Raw genomic sequence first — 21,694 nt, 5'->3', positions numbered from 1 at the left:
CAAATACCTTGGCTATTTCTTTCTTCGCTGATACCTTTGGGGACTCGCGGTGGGGATAGGGAGATGGACATGAGCAATTCGCTCAAGCTGAGGCAGTTGGAGTACTTCATCGCGGTGGCGGAAGAACTGAGTTTCCGCAGCGCGGCGAAGCGGCTGTTCATCACTCAGCCGCCTTTAAGCCGCCAGATCAAGCTGCTAGAAGAGAACCTAGGGGTACAGCTGTTCGTTCGGGGCGGGCAAAGCACGCGGCTCACCGAAGCCGGGGAACGCTTTCTTGAGAAGGCGCGGACGCTGGTGCATGACTCGGAGCAATTGGCGAAACAGTTCGCTGCGGATTCTCCGGAAGTCCGCATGGAGTTGAACCTCGGCATCACTACCGTGATCGATGCAAGCCTTTTCAGTTGGATCGAGGACGCGTTCGCGGCACAATTTCCGTCCATTCGTTTGCACGTGAAGCGGCAGATCACTGCGCGATCGGTCCACGACCTGAATCGAGGGAACCTGGATGTGGCGGTGATAGGACTGCCGTCGCGCACCGAGGGCTTGACCGTCGAGCATCTGCTGGACGAGCCGATGGTCGCGTGCATTCCATCGGATCATTCCGAGTCGACTCGGCGGAAGCTTTCTCTCCTTGACCTGGAACATGACCGGCTGTTTTGGTTCGACAGAAAGCTCAACCCGGCCTATCACGATCACTGCGAGCGAATATTCGCAAGCAAGGGATTCCACCCGGAGCGTATGGCGGAGCCCGACGACTATCACGTCATGCTGAGTTTGATCGCTGGCGGACAAGGTATTGCGCTGGTTCCGCACTCACTGCAATCCATGACGCGGAAGGGGATCGTCTACAAGGAGTTGCTGGAAGGACAGCAGCTTCGCATCCGCGTAGGCATCGCGTATCGCCTGGCAGAGGACAGGGAAGCCGTCACCAGCTTGATTGGAATCCTCAAAGCTCGCCCTGGCGTCTAGCGAGTCAGCGAGGGCGCATGGCAGATGCCCGTTACCATTTCAACTACGCCCGCAATGAGCATAAGGCGAAGCGAGGCGTCTTCTGGTGGTGTGTACCGCGGAAGCATCCGCACCACGCGGCTCGTTGCCTCGTGTCGCAACTCGTGGAAGTGGAGATCTTCACGTCCGGCGCATTCAGCCGCTCCAGCAAGCGCCGGTCGAGCCAACGAGAAGGGCTGCCATGTGCGGCCCTTCTCGTTTTTGTATCCGGCCACGGCTCGCGTCCACTCAGGCCGATGCATGCCCGCCGTCGCGCACCAGCCTGTCAAGCTGGCCGATGATGGCGCCGGCGGTGATCTCGCCTTTGGCCTTGTGCAAGGCCGTGTAAAGCGGGTCGCGCAGCGCCGCCAGCTCGGTCGGACTGCCGGCTTTTTCCACCTTGACCTGCAGCAGGTAGCCGCGCAGGCCCAGGTGATGGCCGATGACGTCCGTGTAGAAGTGATAGAGCTGCTGGTAAGTGCCGCGGACTTGCCCACCGGCGGACGAAGGCAGGTCTTGCGCAGGCGCTACGGCGGCGTCGGCCTTGCCGTCGCCGGTGCTGCGAACATTGGCCTGCGCAGGGTTTGCGGGGCTGGAGTCCGATCCGGCAGGCGGCTGGGCCGGGTCCGTTTGCTCTGCCGCGCGAATCAGGCCAGCTTCCAGCAGAGCTTCAATGGCCTCGGCGCCTACCCCCATGCCGCCGGTCTGGGCCAGCAGTTCGCTGCGCCGGCGTTCGCCATTGACGATCAGCAGCAAGGCGCGCAACTTGTGGTCCAGCTTGCGCGCGCGCGTGCGGATTTCGTCCTGGCCTCGCTCGGTCTTATGAAAAACCGGGTCAGTCATGTCTCGCTCCGTTGTTATGGGCCGGGCAGTACCGTGCGGTATGCCGCACTGGGCTCAAGGCGACTCGCTGGCCGATTATCGCCACGTTGTTAGGCGAGCTTGCTCGCCGCAAAAAAACCGAGGCGCCAATCCGCTCTACAATGTGGTGCACCATAAAAGTAACAAAATTTGCACCCGCCTATTCACCCAACTGAAAACTGTGGCCATGCAACAACGAGACAAACTCTTTATCAACGGTAAGTGGGTTGCCCCGCACGGCACCGGACTGATCGACGTGATCCATTCGACGACCGAAGCGGTCATGGGTCGCATTCCCGAGGGCCATGCGCGCGATGCCGAGGATGCCATCCAGGCGGCCCGTGCCGCTTTCGACAGCTGGTCGGCGACGCCGCCCAGCGTGCGCGCGGGCTATATCCGCAAGATCGCCGAGGGCCTCAAGGAGCGCAGCGAAGAGCTGGCGCAACTGATCGCCGGCGAAGTCGGCATGCCGATCAAGCTCGCCCGCGCCATCCAGGTGGGCGGCCCGGTCTATAACTGGGCGCAGGCCGCCAAGCTGCTCGAGACCTTTCCCTTCGAGGAAGAGGTCGGCAATTCCCTGGTGCTGCGCGAGCCGGTAGGCGTGGTGGCGGCCATCACGCCGTGGAACTACCCGCTCAACCAGATCACGCTGAAAGTGGCACCGGCGCTTGCCGCGGGCTGCACCGTGGTGCTCAAGCCGTCCGAAGTGGCGCCGCTCAATGCCTTCGTGCTGGCCGAGGTGATCGAAGCCGCCGGGCTGCCGCCGGGCGTGTTCAACCTGGTCACCGGCTACGGCCCGGTGGTGGGCGAGGTACTGGCCAGCCATCCTGAAGTCGATATGGTGTCGTTCACGGGTTCCACGCGGGCGGGCAAGCGCGTGTCGGAGCTGGGCGCGCAGAGCGTCAAGCGCGTGGCGCTGGAACTGGGCGGCAAGTCCGCCTCGGTGATCCTGGACGATGCGGACCTGGCAGCGGCGGTCAAGGGCACCATCGGCGCCTGCTTCCTGAATTCAGGCCAGACCTGCTCGGCGCACACCCGCATGCTGGTGCCGCGCGCGCGTTACGACGAGGTCAAGGCCATCGCCAGGAAGGTGGCCGACAGCTTCACCGTCGGCGACCCGCTGCAGGAAACCAGCCGCCTCGGCCCGCTGATCTCCGCCGCGCAGAAGGATCGCGTGACCGGCTACATCCAGCGCGGCATCAACGAGGGCGCCGAACTGGTGGCTGGCGGACCGGAGGCCCCCGAAGGGCTGGACAAGGGCTTCTTCGTCAAGCCGACGGTGCTGGGCAACGTCGATCCCAGGGCCACGGTGGCGCAGGAAGAGATCTTCGGCCCGGTGCTGTCGATCATCTGCTACGACACCGAGGAAGATGCCGTGCGCATCGCCAACGACAGCATCTACGGGCTGGGTGGCGGTGTGTGGTCCGGCGACGAAGCCCGCGCCATCCGCGTGGCGCGGCGTATTCGCACCGGCCAGGTCGATATCAACGGCGGGCCGTTCAATATGCAGGCGCCGTTTGGCGGCTACAAGCAGTCCGGCAACGGACGCGAAGCCGGCAAGTACGGGCTGGAGGAATTCCTCGAGTACAAGGCCTTGCAATTGAAGAAGCCGGCCGCCTGAGGCCGGTAGCCGCTCCCGTACCATGAACGATGCCCGGCTGGTCCGGGCATTTTTCTTGCCGGGGCGCCGGGCGGCGCAGCCTGCCGCCAGTGCTTTTTCGCTGCCTTGGGCCGCAGCTTCATCCGGCCGGAATGCCACCGCCGCCACCGCCGCGACAGCCGCCGATAGCCCGTGCCAGCGGCTTCGGCGATAATGCCCGGGTTCCGGACGCCCGTCGCCAGCCACAGCCGTGCGGCGAATCCGCGGGCGCGGGACGCGACGCAAGAGACACGGGACAAAGCTATAAACAAACACGCGGGCGCGCCATGTCGCCACGCGGGGAGAGGGATCGATGCGCTGGTTCAAACGGCTGGCCTGGCTGGTATTGATGTTGACCGTACTGGCGGCGGCGGGCGCGCTTGGCGCCTACGTCTGGTATCGGCAGGCATCGCAGCCCCAGACTGCGGGCACGCTCAACCTGCCCGGGCTGCGCGAGAGCGTATCGATCGTCCGCGACCGGCATGCCGTACCGCATATCAAGGCGGCCAGTGCGCAGGATGCTTATTTCGCGCTCGGTTTCGTCCATGCGCAGGACCGCTTGTGGCAGTTGCAGATGAACAAGCGCATCGTGGCCGGCCGCCTGGCCGAAATCCTGGGCCCGGCCGCGCTCGATTCCGACCGCTTCCTGCGCACCCTGGGCGTGCGGCGCAATGCCGAAGCCATCCTTGCCCGGTCCTCACCCGAAACGCGCGCCGCGCTGCAGGCCTACGCCGACGGCGTGAACGCCTATATCGACAGCCGCAAGGGGCCCTTGCCGCCGGAATTCCTGATCCTGCGCACGGAGCCCGAGCACTGGGAGCCGGCCGACACGCTAGGCTGGCAGACGATGATGGCCTGGGACCTGGGCGGCAACTGGACGCAGGAGACGCTGCGCATGCGCCTGGCGCAGGTATTGCCGGTGTCGCGCATCAACGAGTTGCTGGCGCCGTATCCCGGCGACCGGCCGGTTCACACCATGGACTATGGCAGCCTGTACCGGCACCTGGCGCCGCTGGCCACCGCCATGGCCCGTGTCGAAGAACGGGCGCCGGCTGGCTATGTGGAGGGCATGGGCTCGAACAACTGGGTAGTGTCGGGCGCGCACACCCGCTCGGGCAAGCCGCTGCTGGCCAACGACCCGCACCTGGGGCTGCAGGCCCCTGCGCTATGGTATTTCGCTCAATTGCAGGCACCGGGACTGGACGTCAGCGGGGCGACGCTGCCCGGCACCCCGGTCGTGGTGCTGGGCCATAACCAGCGCATCGCCTGGGGCTTTACCAATACCGCGCCCGATGTGCAGGATCTCTTTATCGAACGCCTGCAACCGGGCAGCACACAGCGTTACCAGACCCCGGACGGCTGGGCCGATTTCACCACGCGCAGCGAGACCATCCATGTCAAGGGCGCACCCGACGTGGTCCTGAGCGTGCGCGAGTCACGCCACGGCCCGGTGATCTCCGACGCGGCGGAACCCGTGGCGACCGCGGCGGCGCCACTCGGGGCGCAATACGTCATCGCTTTCCAGTGGACCGCGTTGCGCGCGGATGACCATACCCTGCAAGCCGGGCTGGCGCTGAACCGCGCCACCGACTGGGCCAGTTTCCTGGCAGCCCTGCGCGATTTTCATTCGCCCCAGCAGAATATCGTCTACGCCGACGTGGATGGCAATATTGGCTTTATCGCGCCCGGCCGCGTTCCGCTGCGGCGCGCCGACAACGACCTGAAGGGGCTGGCGCCGGCGCCTGGCTGGGATGCGCGCTACGACTGGACCGGCTTTATCCCGTTCGACCAGCTTCCGCGCAGCTTCAATCCGCCCGAGGGCGTGATCGCCACCGCCAACCAGAAGATCGTCGAAGACGACTATCCTTACTTCCTCACCAGCGAATGGACCGTGCCGTACCGCTACCAGCGCATCCGCACACTGCTGGACGCCACCGCGCAGCACACCATGGACAGCTTCGGCGCGATCCAGAAAGACACGCTGTCGCTGGCCGTGCGAGACGCCTTGCCGTTGCTGCTGTCAGCGTCGTTTACCAGGGACCCGGCGTTGGCTCCGCGCGAGCGCGCGCTGATCGAGTCGCTGCGCAAATGGGACGGCAATATGCTGCCCGAGCGGGCCGAGCCGCTGGTCGCCACCGCATGGCTGCGCGAGCTGTCGCGCGTGCTGTTCCAGGACAAGGTGGGCGATGCCCTGTTCAACAGCCTGTGGGAGCAGCGCAACGTGCAGCAGCCCATGCTGAATGTGCTGCGCAATCCCACCGGACTCGGCGCTTTCTGGTGCGACGACAGCACGACTCCCGCGCAGGAAGATTGCGACGATGCCATCGGCACCGCATGGCGCCGAGCCATCGCCGGCCTGGACCGGCGTTACGGCGACAAGTCCGAGCGCTGGCGCTGGGGTACGGCCCACGCCGCGCGTTCGGAGCACAAGCCCTTTGGCAAGCAGCCTTATCTGGCGGGGCTGTTCAACGTCAAGGTGCCCAGCGGCGGCGACACCTACACGATCAACGCGGGGCGCCATAACCTGCGCGACGAGGCTGCTCCGTTCGAGAGCGTGCACGCGGCCAGCCTGCGTGCCATCTACGACCTGTCCGACCTGTCCGAGTCCCGCTTCATGGACTCGACCGGCCAGTCGGGCAACGTGATGTCCACGCATTACCGCGACTGGACCGACAAATGGGCCGCCGTGCAGTACATCACCATGGCGCCGGGCCGCCGCGCGCCAGGCAACGAGGTCTTCGATACCCTGGTGCTGAAGCCGGCCGCTGGCAAGCGCCGATAGCGGCGGGCGCGGGGCAGGGAAGGGCATGCATCACGGCGTGATTGATTGCGCCGGCATGCCCGCTTTCCGGGTTCCGGGCCGGTCCTGGCGCGGACAAGGTGTACATGGCTGGCCGCTTGCCGTTAACATCGGCGCTTTGCATCGATCCACCAGGATGCGTGCCGCCATGCCGACTTCCATCTCGCGTTCCGTTTCCCCGCACCAACCACGCCCGCAGCCGAACGGCAGCGGCGAGCCGGCGGCTGCGATGCCGCCGCTCGCCACCCGTATCGAGAGCGTGCTGCTGGGCGAGGTGCGCCCCTTCGGCCCCAAGGGCGTACCCAGCGGCATCGACAAACAGGCTGTCGAATCCGCCGTGCGTGTCACTACGCAGGGCCTGGCCGGTGACGGGCAGGGTGACCCGAGGCACCATGGCGGCCCGGAAAAGGCCATTCATCACTATGCCTTCGATCACTACCCGGCCTGGCGCCGGGAGCTGGGCACGCTCTCCGGCCAGGCTGCCGAAGTGCTCGCCCGGCCCGGTGCATTCGGCGAGAACGTGAGCAGCGGGGGACTGACCGAAGCCAACGTCTGCATTGGCGATCGTTTTCGCCTGGGACGGGCCCTGGTCGAAGTCTCGCAGGCACGCCAGCCCTGCTGGAAGCTGAACCATCGCTTTGGCTACGCCGGCATGGCGCGCGCGGTCCAGCAAAGCCTGCGCACCGGCTGGTATTACCGCGTGCTGGAAGAGGGCGAACTGAGCCGTGGCGATAGCCTGGTGCTGGTCGAGCGGCCTTGCCCGGGCTGGAGCCTGCAGCGGCTGCTGCACGTGCTGTATGTGGAGCGGCTGGATGCCGGCGCGCTGGCCGCAATGGCGGCGCTGCCGTCGCTGGCAGAGGGCTGGCGCAAGCTGGCGCGCCAGCGGCTGGAGCGGGGCGAGGTGGAAGATATGGAGCGGCGGCTGGCGGGAGGTTGAATCCCGCCTGCCGCGGTCAGCGGACCGGGCCGTGGCGCAGCGCGGCCAGCGCGCGCGCGCCAGGCCAGATCAGCAGCAAGCCGCTGGCGATGCCATACCCATGCGCGCTGGCCACTATCGGGCCGCCCAGCCAGGCGGCCGCCACGGTGGATGGCCCGGCCAGGATCTGCCAGCCGGCACGGCCGACGATCGCCAGCAGCAGGATCGCCGCGAGGCCGTCGCGGCGCCATGCCAGCGGCAGCAGCGCGATCACGGCAAGGCCATAGTTGATGCCGGAGAATCCCGCATAGCGCTGCAGGCCGGGCTCGCCGGCCAGCAGCAGGATGCCTGTCATCGCTGCCAGCGGCGGGACGACCTGCCAGGCGCGCAGGCGCGCCGGCAGGAATGCGGCCAGCATCAGCATGCCCGCCACGTTGAGCAGGCAATGCGCCCAGCCGAGATGCACGAAATGGCAGCTCAGCAGGCGCCATGCTTCACCCGCGAGGATGGCCTCGCGGTCGAAGCGCAGGACCTGCATGAGCGCGGGTCCCGCCGCCTGCAAGGCGAGCATGGCCAGCGCAAGCAGCAGCCAGCCGGCCGTGTCCGCCTGCCCGCCGGGCTTCATTTCAGCGCCGCGCGAAGCGGCGCCGTGCCGCTGCCGCCGTTGCGCCTGCTGCCGCGATCAGCAGCATCCACGGATCGAACGCGCCGCCGCCGGTGTCGCCGCCCTGGCTGGCGGTGGTGCCGCCCGTGCTGCCGGTACCCGTGTTTTCGCCGTCGGGCTTGACGCTGGCGCTGTCGTCGCGCAACGCCAGGTCCACCAGGACCGGATCGTGGTCGGAGGAGCGATACGCGTCCGGCGCGTAGAACGACTGTTGCTGCTCCGCGCTCTTGAAGGCCACCGAGTATTCGAGCGCGATGGGTTCATCGGCATTGATGTGCCACTCATGGACTGCCTTGATGCGCTTGGCAGCGGTGGCATCGGCCAGCGCATGGTCGATATAGCCGGCTTCGCCACCGAAGACATAGCTGTAGGGGCTGGTCTTGATGAAGCTCGCGACCATGTCGCCGTAGCCCTTGTCGGCAAACAGGCGGATCGGGTCTTCCTTGGCATAGCTGTTGAGGTCGCCGATCAGCAGCTTGCCGTCATCGGCGACGCCGGTGGGCGAGGTGGCGAGCCAGTCCGCGATCTTGCCGGCGGCGGCAAGGCGGGTGGGGTTCCAGCAACTCTGGCCGTCGCCCTGGTCGGCGTCAGCGCCTGTGGAGCCGGTGCAACCCTTGGACTTCAGGTGGTTGACCACGACCGTGATCTTGCGGGTTTGGCCAATCATGCGGAAGGTGCCGGCCAGCGGCTGGCGGTTCTTGTCGTCGATGGCCAGCGTGGCGGCTTTGCCGGCGGGTTCCACGGTGCGGCTGTTGTAGATCAGGGCTACCTTGATGGCATCGCCGCCCAGCTTGTCCACGCCCGGGTCGACGAAGCGCCAGTCGGGTCCGAGCTTGCTGACCAGCCGCTTGATGGCGCTGAATTCGCCATAGCCATCGTTCTCGATTTCCATCAGGCCGACGACGTCGGCGTTCAGGGCCTTCAGGGCCGCCACGATCTTGGCTTCCTGGCGCTCGAATTCGGCCAGCGTCTTGGCGCCGCGATTGTTGGGGTCGTCGAAGCCCGCGCCCTTGCCGTCGCCGTTGAAATAGTTCAGCACATTGAAGGAAGCCACCCGGATGTCGGCCTGGGCGTCGCGCGCCGGCGCGCTGGTGCGGGGGTTGGTTGCCTGGAAGGCGGGTGCGGCGGCGCCCGGCACTGGCTGCACGCGCCAGCCGCCATAGCGCATCTCCAGCACGCCCTGCACATAGCCGACGGTATAGCCGCCACGCAGCGTATTGGATGCGCTCAGGCCCGGCGCCGGGTAGGGCACTACGGCCGGGTTTTGCTTGTTCGAGCCGTCGTCGAGCACCAGGCGATTCAGTGCATTGGCCGCGGCCTGGGCCGCTGCACCGTCCTTGGGCAGTGCCACATTGGTAGGAATCGGCAGGCGGCCGTTGCTCAGCAGCACGCTGCCATAGCGGCCCAGTTCATAGGTTTCGCTGACGGTGAGGGTCTGCTTGAGTTCCACCAGCATGCCTTCGTAGGCCGCGAGCGATTGCGCGGTCTTCACCGGCAGGGAGATCTCTGCGGGCTTGACCGACTGGCCGCTCGCGCAAACCGCCACGGCGCTGCCGAGCGTCAGCTGTGTCTGACCGAATTTCTCTTCGACCTTGCCGATCAGGTGGACCAGGTCACCGGCGCGGGCGTTTGCCGAAGGCGCGTACACGAACAGGCCTTCGGATACCCCGGGGCGGTTCTGGCGCTTGGCGTCGGCTTGCTGGACGAAGAATCCGCTAAAGCCGTCCGCGCCGGAATAGTCGGCGGTCACCACCGCCTCGACTTCGACCGTCTGCCCGGCCAGCGGGGACGCGGCTCCCGCGCCCTGGATATCCGCGATCAGCGTGGCAGCCGCGCCGCACTGTGCCGTGGCCGGAGGCACCGGCGCCGGCATGTTGTTGTAGTAGCCGAGGTCGGTGAAGACATCGGTGCCGAAGCCGTCCCACTGCAGGGCCGGATCGAAGGCCCCGGTGCTGTCGGTGTCGCCGGTGGTCAGGCCGGCCTTGCGGCGCAGCGTGTTGTCCTTGGTGGTGGAGGTGCCTGTACCCCAGGCGCCGCCGGCAGGCTGCACGCCGACCTGGCCGAAGCGGTCGACCACGGTGCTGCCGCGGGTGAGTACCAGCGCATCGTCGCCGTTGAAGGTGAACGCGGCAACCTGGTTCAGGCGGCTGCCGAGCGTTGCTGCCATGCTCGTATGGGCCAGCACGTACACGGCGCCGGGCGCCAGCGTGCCGCTGAGCGCAAAGGAAGTGGTGGGCGCGGTGGCGCCGTTGTTGTACTGCTGGAGCTTGTATTGCGACAGGTCGATCGGTGTCGCGTCGGGGTTGTACAGCTCGACTGCCTTGTTGTTGGAGGTGCCTTCCACGTATTCGCTGATGATCAGGTCGGCGTGGGCGGGCATGGTGACGGCAAGCAGGGCGGTGCTCAGGATGGACAGGCGCATGGGGTGGGTCACTCTGGTGGTTTTGCAAAGCGCCAGATGCTATGGGCCGGAAGTGACGTCTTCATGACTGGCTGGCATACATTTGACTGGCCTGCTTGCATCAGACTGAAGGCGTGGGACCGGCCGGGCGTTGAGCCGGTTCTGAAATTCGCCAGCCTTGCGGCAGCGCCCGCCACGCGGCCCGGGGCGGGCCGACGGCGCGCTCGCCATGATGTGACCATCACTTCCACGCGCCTCGGGCTTTTACGCAGTTTGCCGGGATACTGTGACAATCAATGCCGTTGATAGCGAATGGGGAGATTTCGATGCGTCACCGGCGCAGATTGGCCGATGAGCTTGCGTTGGCTCCTGGGATCGGGCCAATGACGATGGAGGCCCCGCTGTCCAAGTGGACAGGCCATCTGGGGGCTTTGGGTTTTTCGTTCAGTGGGGCGTGGGCAGGTGCCCGATACGGCGTGTTCCACGGCCGGCACCACGCTGGGGGCGCTAGCGGTTGTCCGGTCCCGTGAGGGGGACATTTCCGTGGCTGGCGATTGAGGACGGCCGGCGGCGGTTCAGTCCTGGCGGAAGCGCCGCGCGGTGCCTTCGCGCGTGATGCGTTCCCACACCGCCTGTTTTTCCGCGTCGTTCATGAAGACCCAGTTGCTGACCTCCATGGCGCTGCGGCCGCAACCCTGGCAGATCTCGTCGAACAGGGTGGAGCAGATGCCGATGCAGGGGCTGTCCGGGCGGTCGAAGAGGCCTTCTTCGCCGCTTTGCGCATCGGTTTGCGACGCCGGCTGCGCGCTGGATCGGGGGGCTGGCTGGCTGGTGTCTTGCGGGTTTGACGGCATGCGGCGGGAAGGCGGGGCTGATGGCCGCACATTATAAACGGCTGCCGGCGATGGCCCGGGAACGGCGCAGCGACTGGCGATGCCCCTCCTTGCGCGTGCTGCGCGCCAATGACTTGCGAGGTAATTGAGTGCTTGCCGCAGGGCGCCTAAGCTGGGCCTGTCATGACCATTCCAAGCCGGAGCCCACAATGTCGTCGCTGTTTCCCGCCTTGTCCAGCGCCGCTAGCGCTGCTGTTGCCGCTTCCGCGGCTTTTGTCGATGCGCGCATTCGTCAAACCGTGGAGCAGGTGCTGATGGGCTCCCCCGTGGCGCGGGCTCTTGGCATCCGGCTGGATGTACTGGCCGTCGATCAGGTCGAGTTGCTGCTGCCGTTCAGCGCGGCCAACGTGACGGTGGGAGACGTCGTCCACGGCGGTGTGATTGCTACCCTGATCGACGTGGCGGGCGCGGCCGCCGCCGCTTCCGGCGCCGATGCCGGCAATCTGCGCGGCGGCGCTACCAGCTCGCTCAACATCCAGTTTCTCGAAGCCGCCCGCGCGGTCAGCCTGCGTGCCGTGGCGAATGTGGTGAGGCGCGGGCGCCGCCAGGTGGTCAGCGAGGTGTCGGTATACGCCGAAGGCACCGATGAGGCCGGACTGGTGGCCAAGGCGTTGATGAGCAGCACATTGTTTTGATCTGTTCCCGGCAGTTTCAAGCCGTTCCGAACGGGTCCCGGGCCGTTCCGGGCAGGCGCGCGGTGCCGCTACCGGCTTGCGTTCATTGCGATCAGCCGGGCCGCGCCTTAATCCGTCTGTTCCGGCCCGGCGTCTCGCACCGCATCATCGAGTTGCCGTGCCAGCGTTTCGGCGACGCGCTGGATAGGCTGGCTACTGCGCGCGGCTTTGGCAACGACGAGGGCGCCCCCCCAGGAGCAGACTGCCAGGCCGGCCAGCTCGACGGCGCGTGCGCGGGGGATCTTCCGCGCTTCGAACGCCGTCGCAAGCACGTCCTCCCAGGCGGCAAAGGCGGCCTTGCCCGCTTGCGCCACGCCCTCGGCTTCGATAGCGATTTCCAGCAGGATGGTCGAGATCGGGCAGCCGTCGCGATAGCCGGATTCCGCCATCCAACCCGCCAGCGAGGCGCTATAGGCGCGCACGATGGCCCCCGGCGAATCATGCTCGTCGCACAGCCTGGCTAGCGTCGAACGCACCAGTTCTCCGGCGTACGCTATCACTTCCTCGGCAATCTGCTCCTTACCTCTCGGGAAGTAGTGATAAAGCGAGCCCTTGGGCGCGCCACTGAGCGCGACGATGTCGTTGGTGCCGCTTGCTGCATAGCCGTAGCGGCGGAAGAGTACAGCGGCGGAGCGGACGATCTTGTCCCGATGCTTGGCTTGGGCTGCCATCTGTCGATGTCCTCGGTTGTCGCAGGGGGTTGCTATTCAGGCTGAATTATATAGACTGGTCTACATTAAAAACAGGGCCGGAAACCGAATTCAGGCTCGTAGTCCGATCAGGAGACAGTCAGATGCCAGGCGATGCCGATACGCAAGCCATTGTTCCCGCCGTCGTTCCCAATGACGTACCCGATGACGTACCCGATGGCTTCACGCGGCATTTCCGCCGCAGCCCGCTGACGGACCCGTGGGAGCCGCTTTTCTCCAGCCGCTCGGACCAGGCCATCGTGCTGGCCGTCAAGCTCGACAAGGTACACACCAATGCGCGCGGGTTTGCCCATGGCGGACTGATCACGGCCCTGGCCGACAACGCCATGGGCTTGTCATGCGGCATGCAATTTGCCGAGCCGCGCAGTCTGGTCACCGTCAATCTGTCGATCGACTTCCTCAGTGTGGCCAGGATCGGACAATGGCTGCATTTTGAAACCGCCTTCACCAAGGTCGGCGGCACCTTGTGCTTTGCGCAGGCCTTCGTAACCGCCGATGGCGTGGCATGCGCCCGGGCCAACGCGACATTCCGCGCCCTGCAGTGATCGTCGCCGGCCCGGCCGGCTTTCTTTGTTTTTGGTTTTTCCACTCTTTCAGGTGATGCAATGACGACCCATGGCTATTCACTGGATGTGCTCAGGACAGTCAATCAGACCGCTGCCTTCAATCGCTGGCTTGGCTTCGAGGTGATTCGCGCGGAAGCGGGGGAGGCGGAACTCCACATGCCCTGGCAGGAAGAGGCCACGCAATACGCGGGCTTCCTGCATGCGGGGGTGCTGGGCGCCTTGATCGACACGGCCTGCGGCTACGCGGCCACGACGGTAGTGGGGCCGGTGCTGGCCTCGCATTACTCGGTCAACTGCATGGCGCCCGCCGTGGGGCAGGCTTTCGTGGCACGCGCCAGCGTGACCAGGGCGGGCAAGCGTCAGGTGTTCGCGCGGGCGGAAGTGTTTGCGCAGCGCGACGGCGAGCTTCGGCTGGTGGCTAGCGGAGACGTCATCCTGGTTCCGGCCGAGCGTCCGGAGGCCAAATAATCCGGGCAATGCGGTCTCCGTTTCGACGGTATTAATACAATTAACGGCCAGATCTTGCCACCTGCGGCAATACGTTGCCTGTCTCCGGCGCTGCCGCCAAATGAAGGGGAAAGCGCCGGAGATGGGACGGCTTGCAGGGAAGCCGGTCTGGCTTGGTGCGGGCGGCGGCGCGGCTACCCATGGTGGGTCCGGACAACCACAGGCGAGTGCGTTGGCGCGGGAATGGCTCGCCAAGCCGCGCGAGATGTCTTCGGATCCCGGGACGGTGCAAAATGACCGCATCGGCTTAACCAGAAGATGAGGCAAGACGATGGACTTCAGTCTGACTTCCGTTCGGCGCGATTTGCCGGAACGCATGGCGGAGCGGATCGCCCGAGGCTGAGCCGGCTGCTGGCCAGACATCCGTATGAGATCCCGACCGGCGTCGCCCAAATGGGCTCGCTTCTATATCCTGGATGCAAAGAACCAGCCCGTGCAGGTATCGGACCAGACCGAGTGGGCGCGCTGGATGGCCGAAAACGACGTGTTATTCCGTCGCACGCTGCTGGAAGACTTTGGCATCGCGATCACAACCCGCTTTCGCGGGGTTTCCGAACCCCCTCCCAGGGACACCCCATTGTTCGTGACGCGTGTCGTCGGGCGGGTGGCGGAAGGCAACGAGAGCTATGGAGCCGACACGCTTGACGAAGCGCTGGAGAAGCATGAGCAGTTACTGCAGAAGCTCCTTCTGGCGCTGGCGGGTCAGCGATGACCGCGCGGTGAAGCCTGGGGCCGGGATTGCGCTCATGACGATCGATCACCGCGACGGCAGGTTGTCGTTTATGGCTCTAATGCAATTAACCGCCATTTTTTGAGACCCAACACCAAAACTCCCTGTCACAAGCCATTTCGGTTCATTGCAGGCAACGGCTTCGACGATGGCCTGGCTTGCAGGGGACCGGCTTGAATGGAAAACGGCTGGCAGGTCGCCATGCGACCGGCCAGCCGTCAGCGCGGGGCGGCATGGTGCGGCCGCCTTCCGCGAGGTACTCGTCCTGGTTCAATACTTCCAGAAGATCTTCTGCAGTTCCTTGGTGTCGCTGGTCTTGGTCAGCGCCAGTGCCATCAGGATGCGGGCCTTCTGCGGCAGCTGGTCGTCGGTCACCAGCCAGTCGTACTTGTCGTCCGGCTGCTCGGCATTGCGGACCACCACGCCGCTGCCGGTGCGCGAAGCGCGCACGATCTGCACGCCCTTGGCGCGCGCGGCCTTGAGCGGTTCGACCATGTAGTCGCCCACGCTGCCGTTGCCGGTGGCGGCATAGACGATGGCCTTGGCGCCGTTCTTTACCGCCGCTTCCACGCTGGCCGGGTTGACGTTGCCATAGGCGTACACCACGGCAACTTCAGGCAGCTTGTCGATCTTGTCGATGTCCCATTCGGTCTGCATGGTGTGCGGACGCGCGGGCAGGCGGAAGTACAGCGTGCGGCCTTCCACCACGTAGCCCAGCGGGCCGAACGGCGAACGGAAGGTCTCGGTCTTGAAGGTGTTGCTCTTGGTGACGTCGCGGCCGGTCTGGATCTCGTCGTTCAGCACCACCAGCGTGCCCTTGCCCTTGGACTCGGGGCTGGAGGCTACCAGCACGGCGTCGTAGAGGTTGAGCGCGCCATCCGCGCCCAGCGCGGTGCCCGGGCGCATCGAACCCACCACCACCACCGGCTTGTCGCTCTTCAGCGTCAGGTTGAGGAAGTAGGCGGTTTCCTCGATGGTGTCGGTGCCGTGGGTGATCACGATGCCGTCCACGTTGGGCTGCTTGAGCAGTTCGGAGACGCGCTTGCCGAGTTTGAGCAGGCGTTCGTTGTTGAAGCTCTCCGAGCCGATCTGGAAGATCTGCTCGCCCTTGACGTTGGCGATCTTCGAAATCTCGGGCACCGAGGCGATGATCTTGTCCACCGGCACCACGGCCGACTGGTAGGCCGCGGTGTTGGTGGCGGCAGCGCCGGCGCCGGCAATGGTGCCACCGGTGCCGATGATGACGATATTGGCCTTGCGGGCTTCGCTGGGGGCGCTGGCCTGGGCCGGCGCGGCGGCGCTCGGCGCCAGTTGGGCATGGGCGGCGCCGGTGGTCAGGCTGGCGGCGAGCAGCAGGGCACTCAGGGTGGTGAGACGGGCAAAACGCTTCATGATTCTCCTCGTACAGGCACGACTGGGCAGCACCTTTTGGGTGTCTGCGTCGTCTATCGGGTCTACGCAATCCGCCGTACAGGTGCTGTCTTACAGGTGCCAGTCCGGCGGACCGAGCACTATACGAGAGGGCGGGCAAATGTGTCGACAATTGAGCACATGGGGTTTTCCCGAGGGTGGGCTGCGCGACAAGGTGGTCAAACTATGCCAGCCCTGGAGAAAATGCCTGCCATGACAAACACGATCTTTCGCCTCGCGCGGCACGATGACCTGGATGCCTTGCTGCGGCTTTACCGGGAACTCCGGCCCGGCGATCCGGACTTCGACGGTTCCCCGGCAGCGCTGGCGCTAGCGCAGGTGCTGGGGAGCGAGGCGGTGCGCCTGGTGGTGGCGGAGTGCGAAAACCAGCTTGTTGCCACCTGCATGCTGGCCGTCATTCCCAGCCTGCCCTTGCAGGGCCGTCCCATCGGCCTGCTCGAGCATGTGGTGACCGCCGCGGCCTGGCGTGGGCGCGGCATCGGCCTGGCCATGCTGCGCCATGTGCTGGCGCTGGCGTGGCAGGCGGGTTGCTGCAAGGCGATGCTGCTGTCCGGTGCGCAGCGCGACGATGCGCACCGGCTCTATCTGGCCGCCGGTTTCGATGGCGACCGCGAGCGGGGTTTCGTGGTCAAGGCGCCTGCCGCAGCCTGAACGAAAACGGCCCGGCAGGAGCCGGGCCGTGCCAATGCGGTCAGCCACGTGGCAGCCTCAAGGGCTGGCAGATGACGCGTCGCCAGAACACATAGGATCAAATGGAACTACACGCAGGCCGGAGGCAGGTTCCCACCTTTGTGCACGCATTGGTCAGAACGCGTCGCCGGGCACCCGCACCCAGCCTTCCATCAGCACGCGGGCGCTGCGGCTCATGATGGCCTTGGTCACGGTCCATTCGCCGTTGACCTGGCTGGCCTCCGCGCCCACCCGCAAGGTGCCCGAGGGATGGCCGAAGCGTACCGCGGTGCGCGCACCGCCGCCGGCCGCCAGATTCACCAGCGTGCCGGTGATCGCCGCGGCGGTACCGATGGCCACGGCAGCCGTGCCCATCATGGCGTGATGCAGTTTGCCCATGGACAAGGCGCGCACGAGCAGGTCGACGTCGCCGGCGGCAACCTGCTTGCCGCTGGACGCAATGTAGTCGGCCGGCCTGGCGACAAAGGCGACCTTCGGCGTATGTTGCCGGGTGGCGGCTTCATCGACGTGTTTGATCAGGCCCATGCGCACCGCGCCATGGGCGCGAATGGTCTCGAACATCGCCAGCGCCTTGGGATCGCCGTTGATGGCGTCCTGCAGCTCGGTGCCCTTATAGCCGATGGCTTCCGCGTTCAGGAAGATGGTCGGGATGCCGGCATTGATCAGGGTGGCCTTCAGCGTGCCGACACCCGGAACTTCCAGGTCGTCGACCAGGTTGCCGGTGGGGAACATGGCGCCGCCGGCGCCGTCTTCCTCGGCCGCCGGGTCCATGAATTCCAGCTGCACTTCGGCGGCGGGGAAGGTCACGCCATCGAGCTCGAAATCACCGGTCTCCTGCACCGCGCCATTGGTGATGGGCACGTGGCCGATGATGGTCTTGCCGATATTGGCCTGCCAGATGCGCACGGTGGCCACGCCGTTGTGCGGGATGCGGCTGGCGTCGACCAGCCCGGCACTGATGGCGAAGGGCCCCACGGCAGCGGAAAGATTGCCGCAGTTGCCGCTCCAGTCGACAAACGGCTGGTCGATGGATACCTGGCCGAACAGGTAGTCGACGTCATGGCCGGGCTTGCTGCTCTTGGACAGGATGACCGTCTTGCTGGTGCTCGAAGTCGCGGCGCCCATGCCGTCGATCTGCTTGCCGTAGGGGTCCGGGCTGCCGATCACGCGCATCAGCAGCGCATCGCGGGCCGGGCCCGGAACCTGCGCGGCTTCGGGCAGATCCTGCAGGCGGAAGAACACGCCTTTGCTGGTGCCGCCACGGATATAGGTGGCGGGAATCTTGATCTGGGGTACGTGGGCCATGGAAATATTGTCCTGGTGAAAGCGGGCGGTACGTCACCGTACCGCCCGAACACGATGCACGGTACGCCTGTACGTGCTTACGTGGCGGCCTTCGACGATTCGAGGAAGTCCTGCGCGAAACGCTGCAGCACGCCGCCGGCTTCGTAGATCGACACTTCTTCCGCGGTATCGAGGCGGCAGGTCATGGGGACTTCCACACGCTCGCCGTTCTTGCGATGGATCACCAGGGTGAGGTCGGCCCTGGGCTTGCGCTCGCCGATCACATCGTAGGTCTCGGTGCCGTCGATGCCTAGCGTGGCGCGGTTCACGCCAGGCTTGAACTCCAGCGGCAACACGCCCATGCCGACCAGGTTGGTGCGGTGGATGCGCTCGAAGCCTTCGGCGGCAATCGCTTCCACGCCGGCCAGGCGCACGCCCTTGGCGGCCCAGTCGCGCGAGGAACCCTGGCCGTAGTCGGCGCCCGCGACGATGATCAGCGGCTGCTTGCGGTCCATATAGGTCTCGATCGCTTCCCACATGCGCACGACCTGGCCTTCCGGCTCGATGCGGGCCAGCGAGCCTTTCTTGACCTTCCCGTCGATCACCGCCATCTCGTTGAGGAGCGTCGGGTTGGCGAAGGTCGCGCGCTGCGCCGTGAGGTGATCGCCGCGGTGCGTGGCGTAGGAGTTGAAGTCCTCCTCCGGCAGGCCCATCTTCGCCAGGTACTCGCCCGCGGCGCTGTCCGGCAGGATGGCGTTCGACGGCGACAGGTGGTCGGTCGTGATGTTGTCGCCCAGCACGGCCAGCGGGCGCAGGCCCTGGAGCGTGCGCTCGCCGGCCAGCGCGCCTTCCCAGTAGGGCGGGCGGCGGATGTAGGTACTCTGCGCACGCCAGTCGTACAGCGGGCTGATCTGTTCGCCGTTGTCGACGGTGAAGCGGAACATCGGCTCGTAGACCTTGCGGAACTGCTCGGGCTTCACGCTCTGGGCCACGATCGCGTCGATCTCCTCGTCGCTCGGCCAGATGTCCTTGAGCCGGACCGGCTTGCCGTCCTGGTCCGTGCCCAGCACGTCGCGCTCGATGTCGAAACGGATGGTGCCGGCAATGGCGTACGCGACCACCAGCGGCGGCGAGGCGAGGAAGGCCTGCTTGGCGTAGGGGTGGATGCGGCCGTCGAAGTTGCGGTTACCCGAGAGCACGGCCGTCGCATACAGGTCGCGCTCGATGATCTCCTTCTGGATCGCCGGATCCAGCGCGCCCGACATGCCGTTGCAGGTCGTGCAGGCGAAGGCGACGATGCCAAAGCCGAGCTGTTCCAGCTCCGGCAGCAGCTTGGCATCTTCCAGGTACAGTTGCACGGCCTTGGAGCCCGGCGCCAGCGAGCTCTTCACCCACGGCTTGCGCGTCAGGCCGCGCGCGTTGGCATTGCGTGCCAGCAGGGCTGCGGCGATCACATTGCGCGGGTTGCTGGTGTTGGTGCAGCTGGTGATCGCGGCGATGATCACGGCGCCGTCCGGCATCTGCCCGGGGACTTCCTCCCACTTGCCGGCGATGCCGCGTTCGGCCAGCTCGGATGTCGGCAGCCGCTTGTGCGGGTTGGACGGGCCCGCCATGTTGCGGCCCACCGACGACAGGTCGAACTGCAGCATGCGCCCGTATTCGGCGTGCTTCAGCGTATCGGCCCACAGGCCGGCCTCCTTGGCATATGTTTCCACCAGCCTGACCTGGGCGTCGTCGCGGCCGGTGAGACGCAGGTAATCGATGGTCTGTTCGTCGATGAAGAACATCGCCGCGGTGGCGCCATATTCGGGCGCCATATTGGAGATGGTCGCGCGGTCGCCGAGCGTCAGGCTCGAGGCGCCCTCGCCGCGGAACTCGAGATAGGCGCCGACCACCTTTTCCTTGCGCAGGAACTCGGTCAGCGCCAGCACGATGTCGGTGGCGGTGATGCCGGGCTGGCGCTTGCCGGAGAGCTCCACGCCCACGATGTCGGGCAGCCGCATCCACGAGGCGCGTCCGAGCATCACGTTCTCGGCCTCCAGTCCGCCCACGCCGATCGCGATCACACCCAGGGCGTCGACGTGCGGCGTGTGGCTGTCGGTGCCGACCAGCGTGTCCGGGTAGGCCACGCCGTCCACCGCGTGGATCACCGGAGACATCCGCTCCAGGTTGATCTGGTGCATGATCCCGTTGCCTGGCGGGATCACCTCGACGTTCTTGAACGCTTTCTTGGTCCAGTTGATGAAGTCGAAGCGGTCTTCGTTGCGCCGGTCTTCGATGGCGCGGTTCTTGGCGAACGCGTCGGGATCGAAGCCGCCGCACTCCACGGCCAGCGAGTGATCGACGATCAGTTGCACCGGCACGACCGGATTGACCTTGGCCGGATCGCCGCCCTGGGCGGTGATCGCATCGCGCAGCCCGGCGAGGTCGACCAGCGCGGTCTGGCCAAGGATGTCATGGCAGACCACGCGTGCCGGGAACCAGGGGAAATCCAGCTCCTGCTTGCGTTCGATGATCTGCTTGAGGGAATCGGTCAGTGTTGCTGGGTCGCAGCGGCGCACGAGGTTCTCGGCCAGCACGCGCGAGGTGTACGGGAGCTTGTCATAGGCGCCCGGCCGGATCGCCTCGACCGCGGCGCGCGTGTCGAAGAAATCCAGCTGGGTGCCGGGCAGCGGTTTGCGGTTTGCAGTGTTCATTTTGTAGGGAAGAAAGAGAGTGACGATCAGGGGGTAGCGGCCGTGCTCTGCGGCCGGCTACCCCCTCTCCCACGGGCGGTACAGGGGAGCAAACCGGCAGCCGGGCAGATTACTTGCGATCCTTGATCGGCACGAACTTCAGGTTCTCCGGCCCGGTGTAGTTGGCGCTGGGGCGGATGATCTTGTTGTCGATGCGCTGCTCGATGATGTGGGCGGCCCAGCCCGAGGTCCGCGCGATCACGAACAGCGGGGTGAACATGGCGGTCGGCACGCCCATCATGTGGTAGCTCACCGCGCTGAACCAGTCCAGGTTGGGGAACATCTTCTTGATGTCCCACATCGTGGTTTCCAGCCGTTCGGCGATGTCGAACATCTTCATCGAGCCGGCGTCCTTGGACAGGCGCCGCGCCACTTCCTTGATGACCTGGTTGCGCGGGTCGCCGGTGGTGTACACCGGGTGGCCGAAACCGATCACCACTTCCTTGTTCTCCACGCGGTGCGTGATGTCGGCCTGGGCCTCGTCCGGGCTGTCGTAGCGCTTCTGGGTCTCGAACGCGACCTCGTTGGCGCCGCCGTGCTTGGGGCCGCGCAGCGCGCCGATGGCGCCGCAGATCGACGAGTACATGTCCGAGCCCGTGCCGGCGATCACGCGGCCGGCGAAGGTCGAGGCATTGAATTCATGCTCGGCGTACAGGTTGAGCGAGGTCTGCATGGCGCGCTCCCACAGCGCCGACGGCTTCTGGCCGTGCAGCAGGTGCAGGAAATGGCCGCCGATGGAGTCGTCGTCGGTCTCGACTTCGATGCGCTTGCCGTTATGGCTGTAGTGGTACCAGTACAGCAGCATCGAGCCGAGGCTGGCCATCAGGCGGTCGGCGATGTCGCGCGCGCCCGGGGTGTTGTGGTCGTCCTTCTCCGGCAGCACGGTGCCGAGCACGGACACGCCGGTGCGCATCACGTCCATCGGGTGGGCGCTGGCGGGCACCCATTCGAGCGCGGCCTTGACGTTGGCGGGCAGGCCGCGCAGGGCCTTCAGCCTGGCCTTGTAGGCGGCCAGTTCGGCGCGGGTGGGGAGCTTGCCGTGCACCAGCAGGTGGGCGATCTCTTCAAACTCGCAGGTCTCGGCGATGTCGAGGATGTCGTAGCCGCGGTAGTGCAGGTCGTTGCCGGTACGGCCGACCGTGCACAGTGCGGTATTGCCGGCGGTCACGCCCGACAGGGCGACGGATTTCTTCGGCTTCGGGGCGG

At 66.0% G+C, this 21,694-nt stretch carries 18 protein-coding genes; 9 read left to right on the top strand and 9 right to left on the bottom strand.

Annotated elements, in window-relative coordinates; genetic code table 11:
- Positions 1-69 precede the first annotated feature (69 nt).
- Complete coding sequence (locus AC3FOF_RS06835) at positions 70-969, top strand: LysR family transcriptional regulator (protein WP_488726131.1); 900 nt, start codon at positions 70-72, stop codon at positions 967-969.
- A 267-nt stretch (positions 970-1,236) separates the two neighbouring features.
- Here the strand turns inward: AC3FOF_RS06835 and AC3FOF_RS06830 are convergent, their stop codons facing one another.
- A complete protein-coding gene (locus AC3FOF_RS06830; RefSeq protein ID WP_488726130.1) occupies positions 1,237-1,830 on the bottom strand; it encodes a hypothetical protein in 594 nt (197 codons plus the stop codon).
- A 205-nt stretch (positions 1,831-2,035) separates the two neighbouring features.
- Here AC3FOF_RS06830 and AC3FOF_RS06825 point away from each other — a divergent pair, with 205 nt between their 5' ends.
- The 3 genes from AC3FOF_RS06825 to AC3FOF_RS06815 all read left to right on the top strand — a co-directional run bounded on the left by AC3FOF_RS06825 (position 2,036) and on the right by AC3FOF_RS06815 (position 7,224).
- On the top strand, positions 2,036-3,469 hold the full coding sequence (locus AC3FOF_RS06825; protein ID WP_017224555.1) for an aldehyde dehydrogenase family protein: 1,434 nt from the start codon (positions 2,036-2,038) through the stop codon (positions 3,467-3,469).
- A gap of 331 nt (positions 3,470-3,800) precedes the next feature.
- On the top strand, positions 3,801-6,269 hold the full coding sequence (locus AC3FOF_RS06820; RefSeq protein ID WP_488726129.1) for a penicillin acylase family protein: 2,469 nt from the start codon (positions 3,801-3,803) through the stop codon (positions 6,267-6,269).
- A gap of 247 nt (positions 6,270-6,516) precedes the next feature.
- Positions 6,517-7,224, top strand: a complete 708-nt coding sequence (locus AC3FOF_RS06815; protein WP_488726293.1) for an MOSC domain-containing protein — start codon at positions 6,517-6,519, stop codon at positions 7,222-7,224.
- A gap of 16 nt (positions 7,225-7,240) precedes the next feature.
- On the opposite strand, the gene rrtA is transcribed toward AC3FOF_RS06815, so the two are convergent.
- The 3 genes from rrtA to AC3FOF_RS06800 all read right to left on the bottom strand — a co-directional run bounded on the left by rrtA (position 7,241) and on the right by AC3FOF_RS06800 (position 11,002).
- Positions 7,241-7,828 carry a rhombosortase gene (gene rrtA / locus AC3FOF_RS06810; RefSeq protein ID WP_488726128.1) on the bottom strand — a complete coding sequence of 196 codons (588 nt, stop codon included), beginning with the start codon at positions 7,826-7,828 and terminating at the stop codon, positions 7,241-7,243.
- Between the two features lies 1 nt (position 7,829).
- Positions 7,830-10,289, bottom strand: coding sequence for an ExeM/NucH family extracellular endonuclease (locus AC3FOF_RS06805; protein WP_488726292.1), 2,460 nt, complete (start codon positions 10,287-10,289; stop codon positions 7,830-7,832).
- A gap of 554 nt (positions 10,290-10,843) precedes the next feature.
- Positions 10,844-11,002, bottom strand: coding sequence for a DUF1289 domain-containing protein (locus AC3FOF_RS06800; protein ID WP_488726291.1), 159 nt, complete (start codon positions 11,000-11,002; stop codon positions 10,844-10,846).
- A gap of 308 nt (positions 11,003-11,310) precedes the next feature.
- On the opposite strand from AC3FOF_RS06800, the gene AC3FOF_RS06795 reads away from it, so the two are divergent.
- Positions 11,311-11,796, top strand: a complete 486-nt coding sequence (locus tag AC3FOF_RS06795; protein WP_488726127.1) for a PaaI family thioesterase — start codon at positions 11,311-11,313, stop codon at positions 11,794-11,796.
- Between the two features lie 107 nt (positions 11,797-11,903).
- On the opposite strand, the gene AC3FOF_RS06790 is transcribed toward AC3FOF_RS06795, so the two are convergent.
- The gene (locus tag AC3FOF_RS06790) at positions 11,904-12,506 is read right to left on the bottom strand and encodes a TetR/AcrR family transcriptional regulator (RefSeq protein ID WP_276264466.1); all 603 of its coding nucleotides are present in this window, start codon (positions 12,504-12,506) and stop codon (positions 11,904-11,906) included.
- Positions 12,507-12,628: 122 nt separating this feature from the next.
- Between AC3FOF_RS06790 and AC3FOF_RS06785 the strand changes: the two genes are divergently transcribed.
- The 3 genes from AC3FOF_RS06785 to AC3FOF_RS06775 all read left to right on the top strand — a co-directional run bounded on the left by AC3FOF_RS06785 (position 12,629) and on the right by AC3FOF_RS06775 (position 14,330).
- Positions 12,629-13,090, top strand: a complete 462-nt coding sequence (locus AC3FOF_RS06785; RefSeq protein WP_488726126.1) for a PaaI family thioesterase — start codon at positions 12,629-12,631, stop codon at positions 13,088-13,090.
- A gap of 60 nt (positions 13,091-13,150) precedes the next feature.
- Positions 13,151-13,579 (top strand): PaaI family thioesterase, encoded by a 429-nt coding sequence (locus AC3FOF_RS06780; RefSeq protein ID WP_488726125.1) that lies wholly within the window; start codon positions 13,151-13,153, stop codon positions 13,577-13,579.
- Between the two features lie 406 nt (positions 13,580-13,985).
- Positions 13,986-14,330 (top strand): hypothetical protein, encoded by a 345-nt coding sequence (locus tag AC3FOF_RS06775; RefSeq protein ID WP_017225944.1) that lies wholly within the window; start codon positions 13,986-13,988, stop codon positions 14,328-14,330.
- Positions 14,331-14,618: 288 nt separating this feature from the next.
- On the opposite strand, the gene AC3FOF_RS06770 is transcribed toward AC3FOF_RS06775, so the two are convergent.
- A complete protein-coding gene (locus tag AC3FOF_RS06770) occupies positions 14,619-15,740 on the bottom strand; it encodes an asparaginase (RefSeq protein WP_276268350.1) in 1,122 nt (373 codons plus the stop codon).
- Positions 15,741-15,971: 231 nt separating this feature from the next.
- On the opposite strand from AC3FOF_RS06770, the gene AC3FOF_RS06765 reads away from it, so the two are divergent.
- Entirely contained in the window at positions 15,972-16,430 is a 459-nt protein-coding gene (locus AC3FOF_RS06765; RefSeq protein ID WP_276268351.1) for a GNAT family N-acetyltransferase, read from the top strand.
- 153 nt (positions 16,431-16,583) lie between these two features.
- Here the strand turns inward: AC3FOF_RS06765 and prpF are convergent, their stop codons facing one another.
- From prpF to prpC, 3 genes are all read right to left on the bottom strand, one after another.
- Complete coding sequence (gene prpF, locus AC3FOF_RS06760; protein WP_488726124.1) at positions 16,584-17,774, bottom strand: 2-methylaconitate cis-trans isomerase PrpF; 1,191 nt, start codon at positions 17,772-17,774, stop codon at positions 16,584-16,586.
- Between the two features lie 77 nt (positions 17,775-17,851).
- Positions 17,852-20,449: a Fe/S-dependent 2-methylisocitrate dehydratase AcnD gene (gene acnD / locus AC3FOF_RS06755; RefSeq protein WP_488726123.1), complete on the bottom strand. Its 2,598-nt coding sequence runs from the start codon at positions 20,447-20,449 to the stop codon at positions 17,852-17,854.
- 109 nt (positions 20,450-20,558) lie between these two features.
- A partial coding sequence (gene prpC, locus AC3FOF_RS06750) for a bifunctional 2-methylcitrate synthase/citrate synthase (RefSeq protein WP_488726122.1) occupies positions 20,559-21,694 on the bottom strand: 1,136 nt, incomplete at its 5' end.

The organism is Cupriavidus sp. 96C5-1 (genome assembly GCF_057798855.1).
This window is presented reverse-complemented; position numbering and strand designations above follow the sequence as displayed.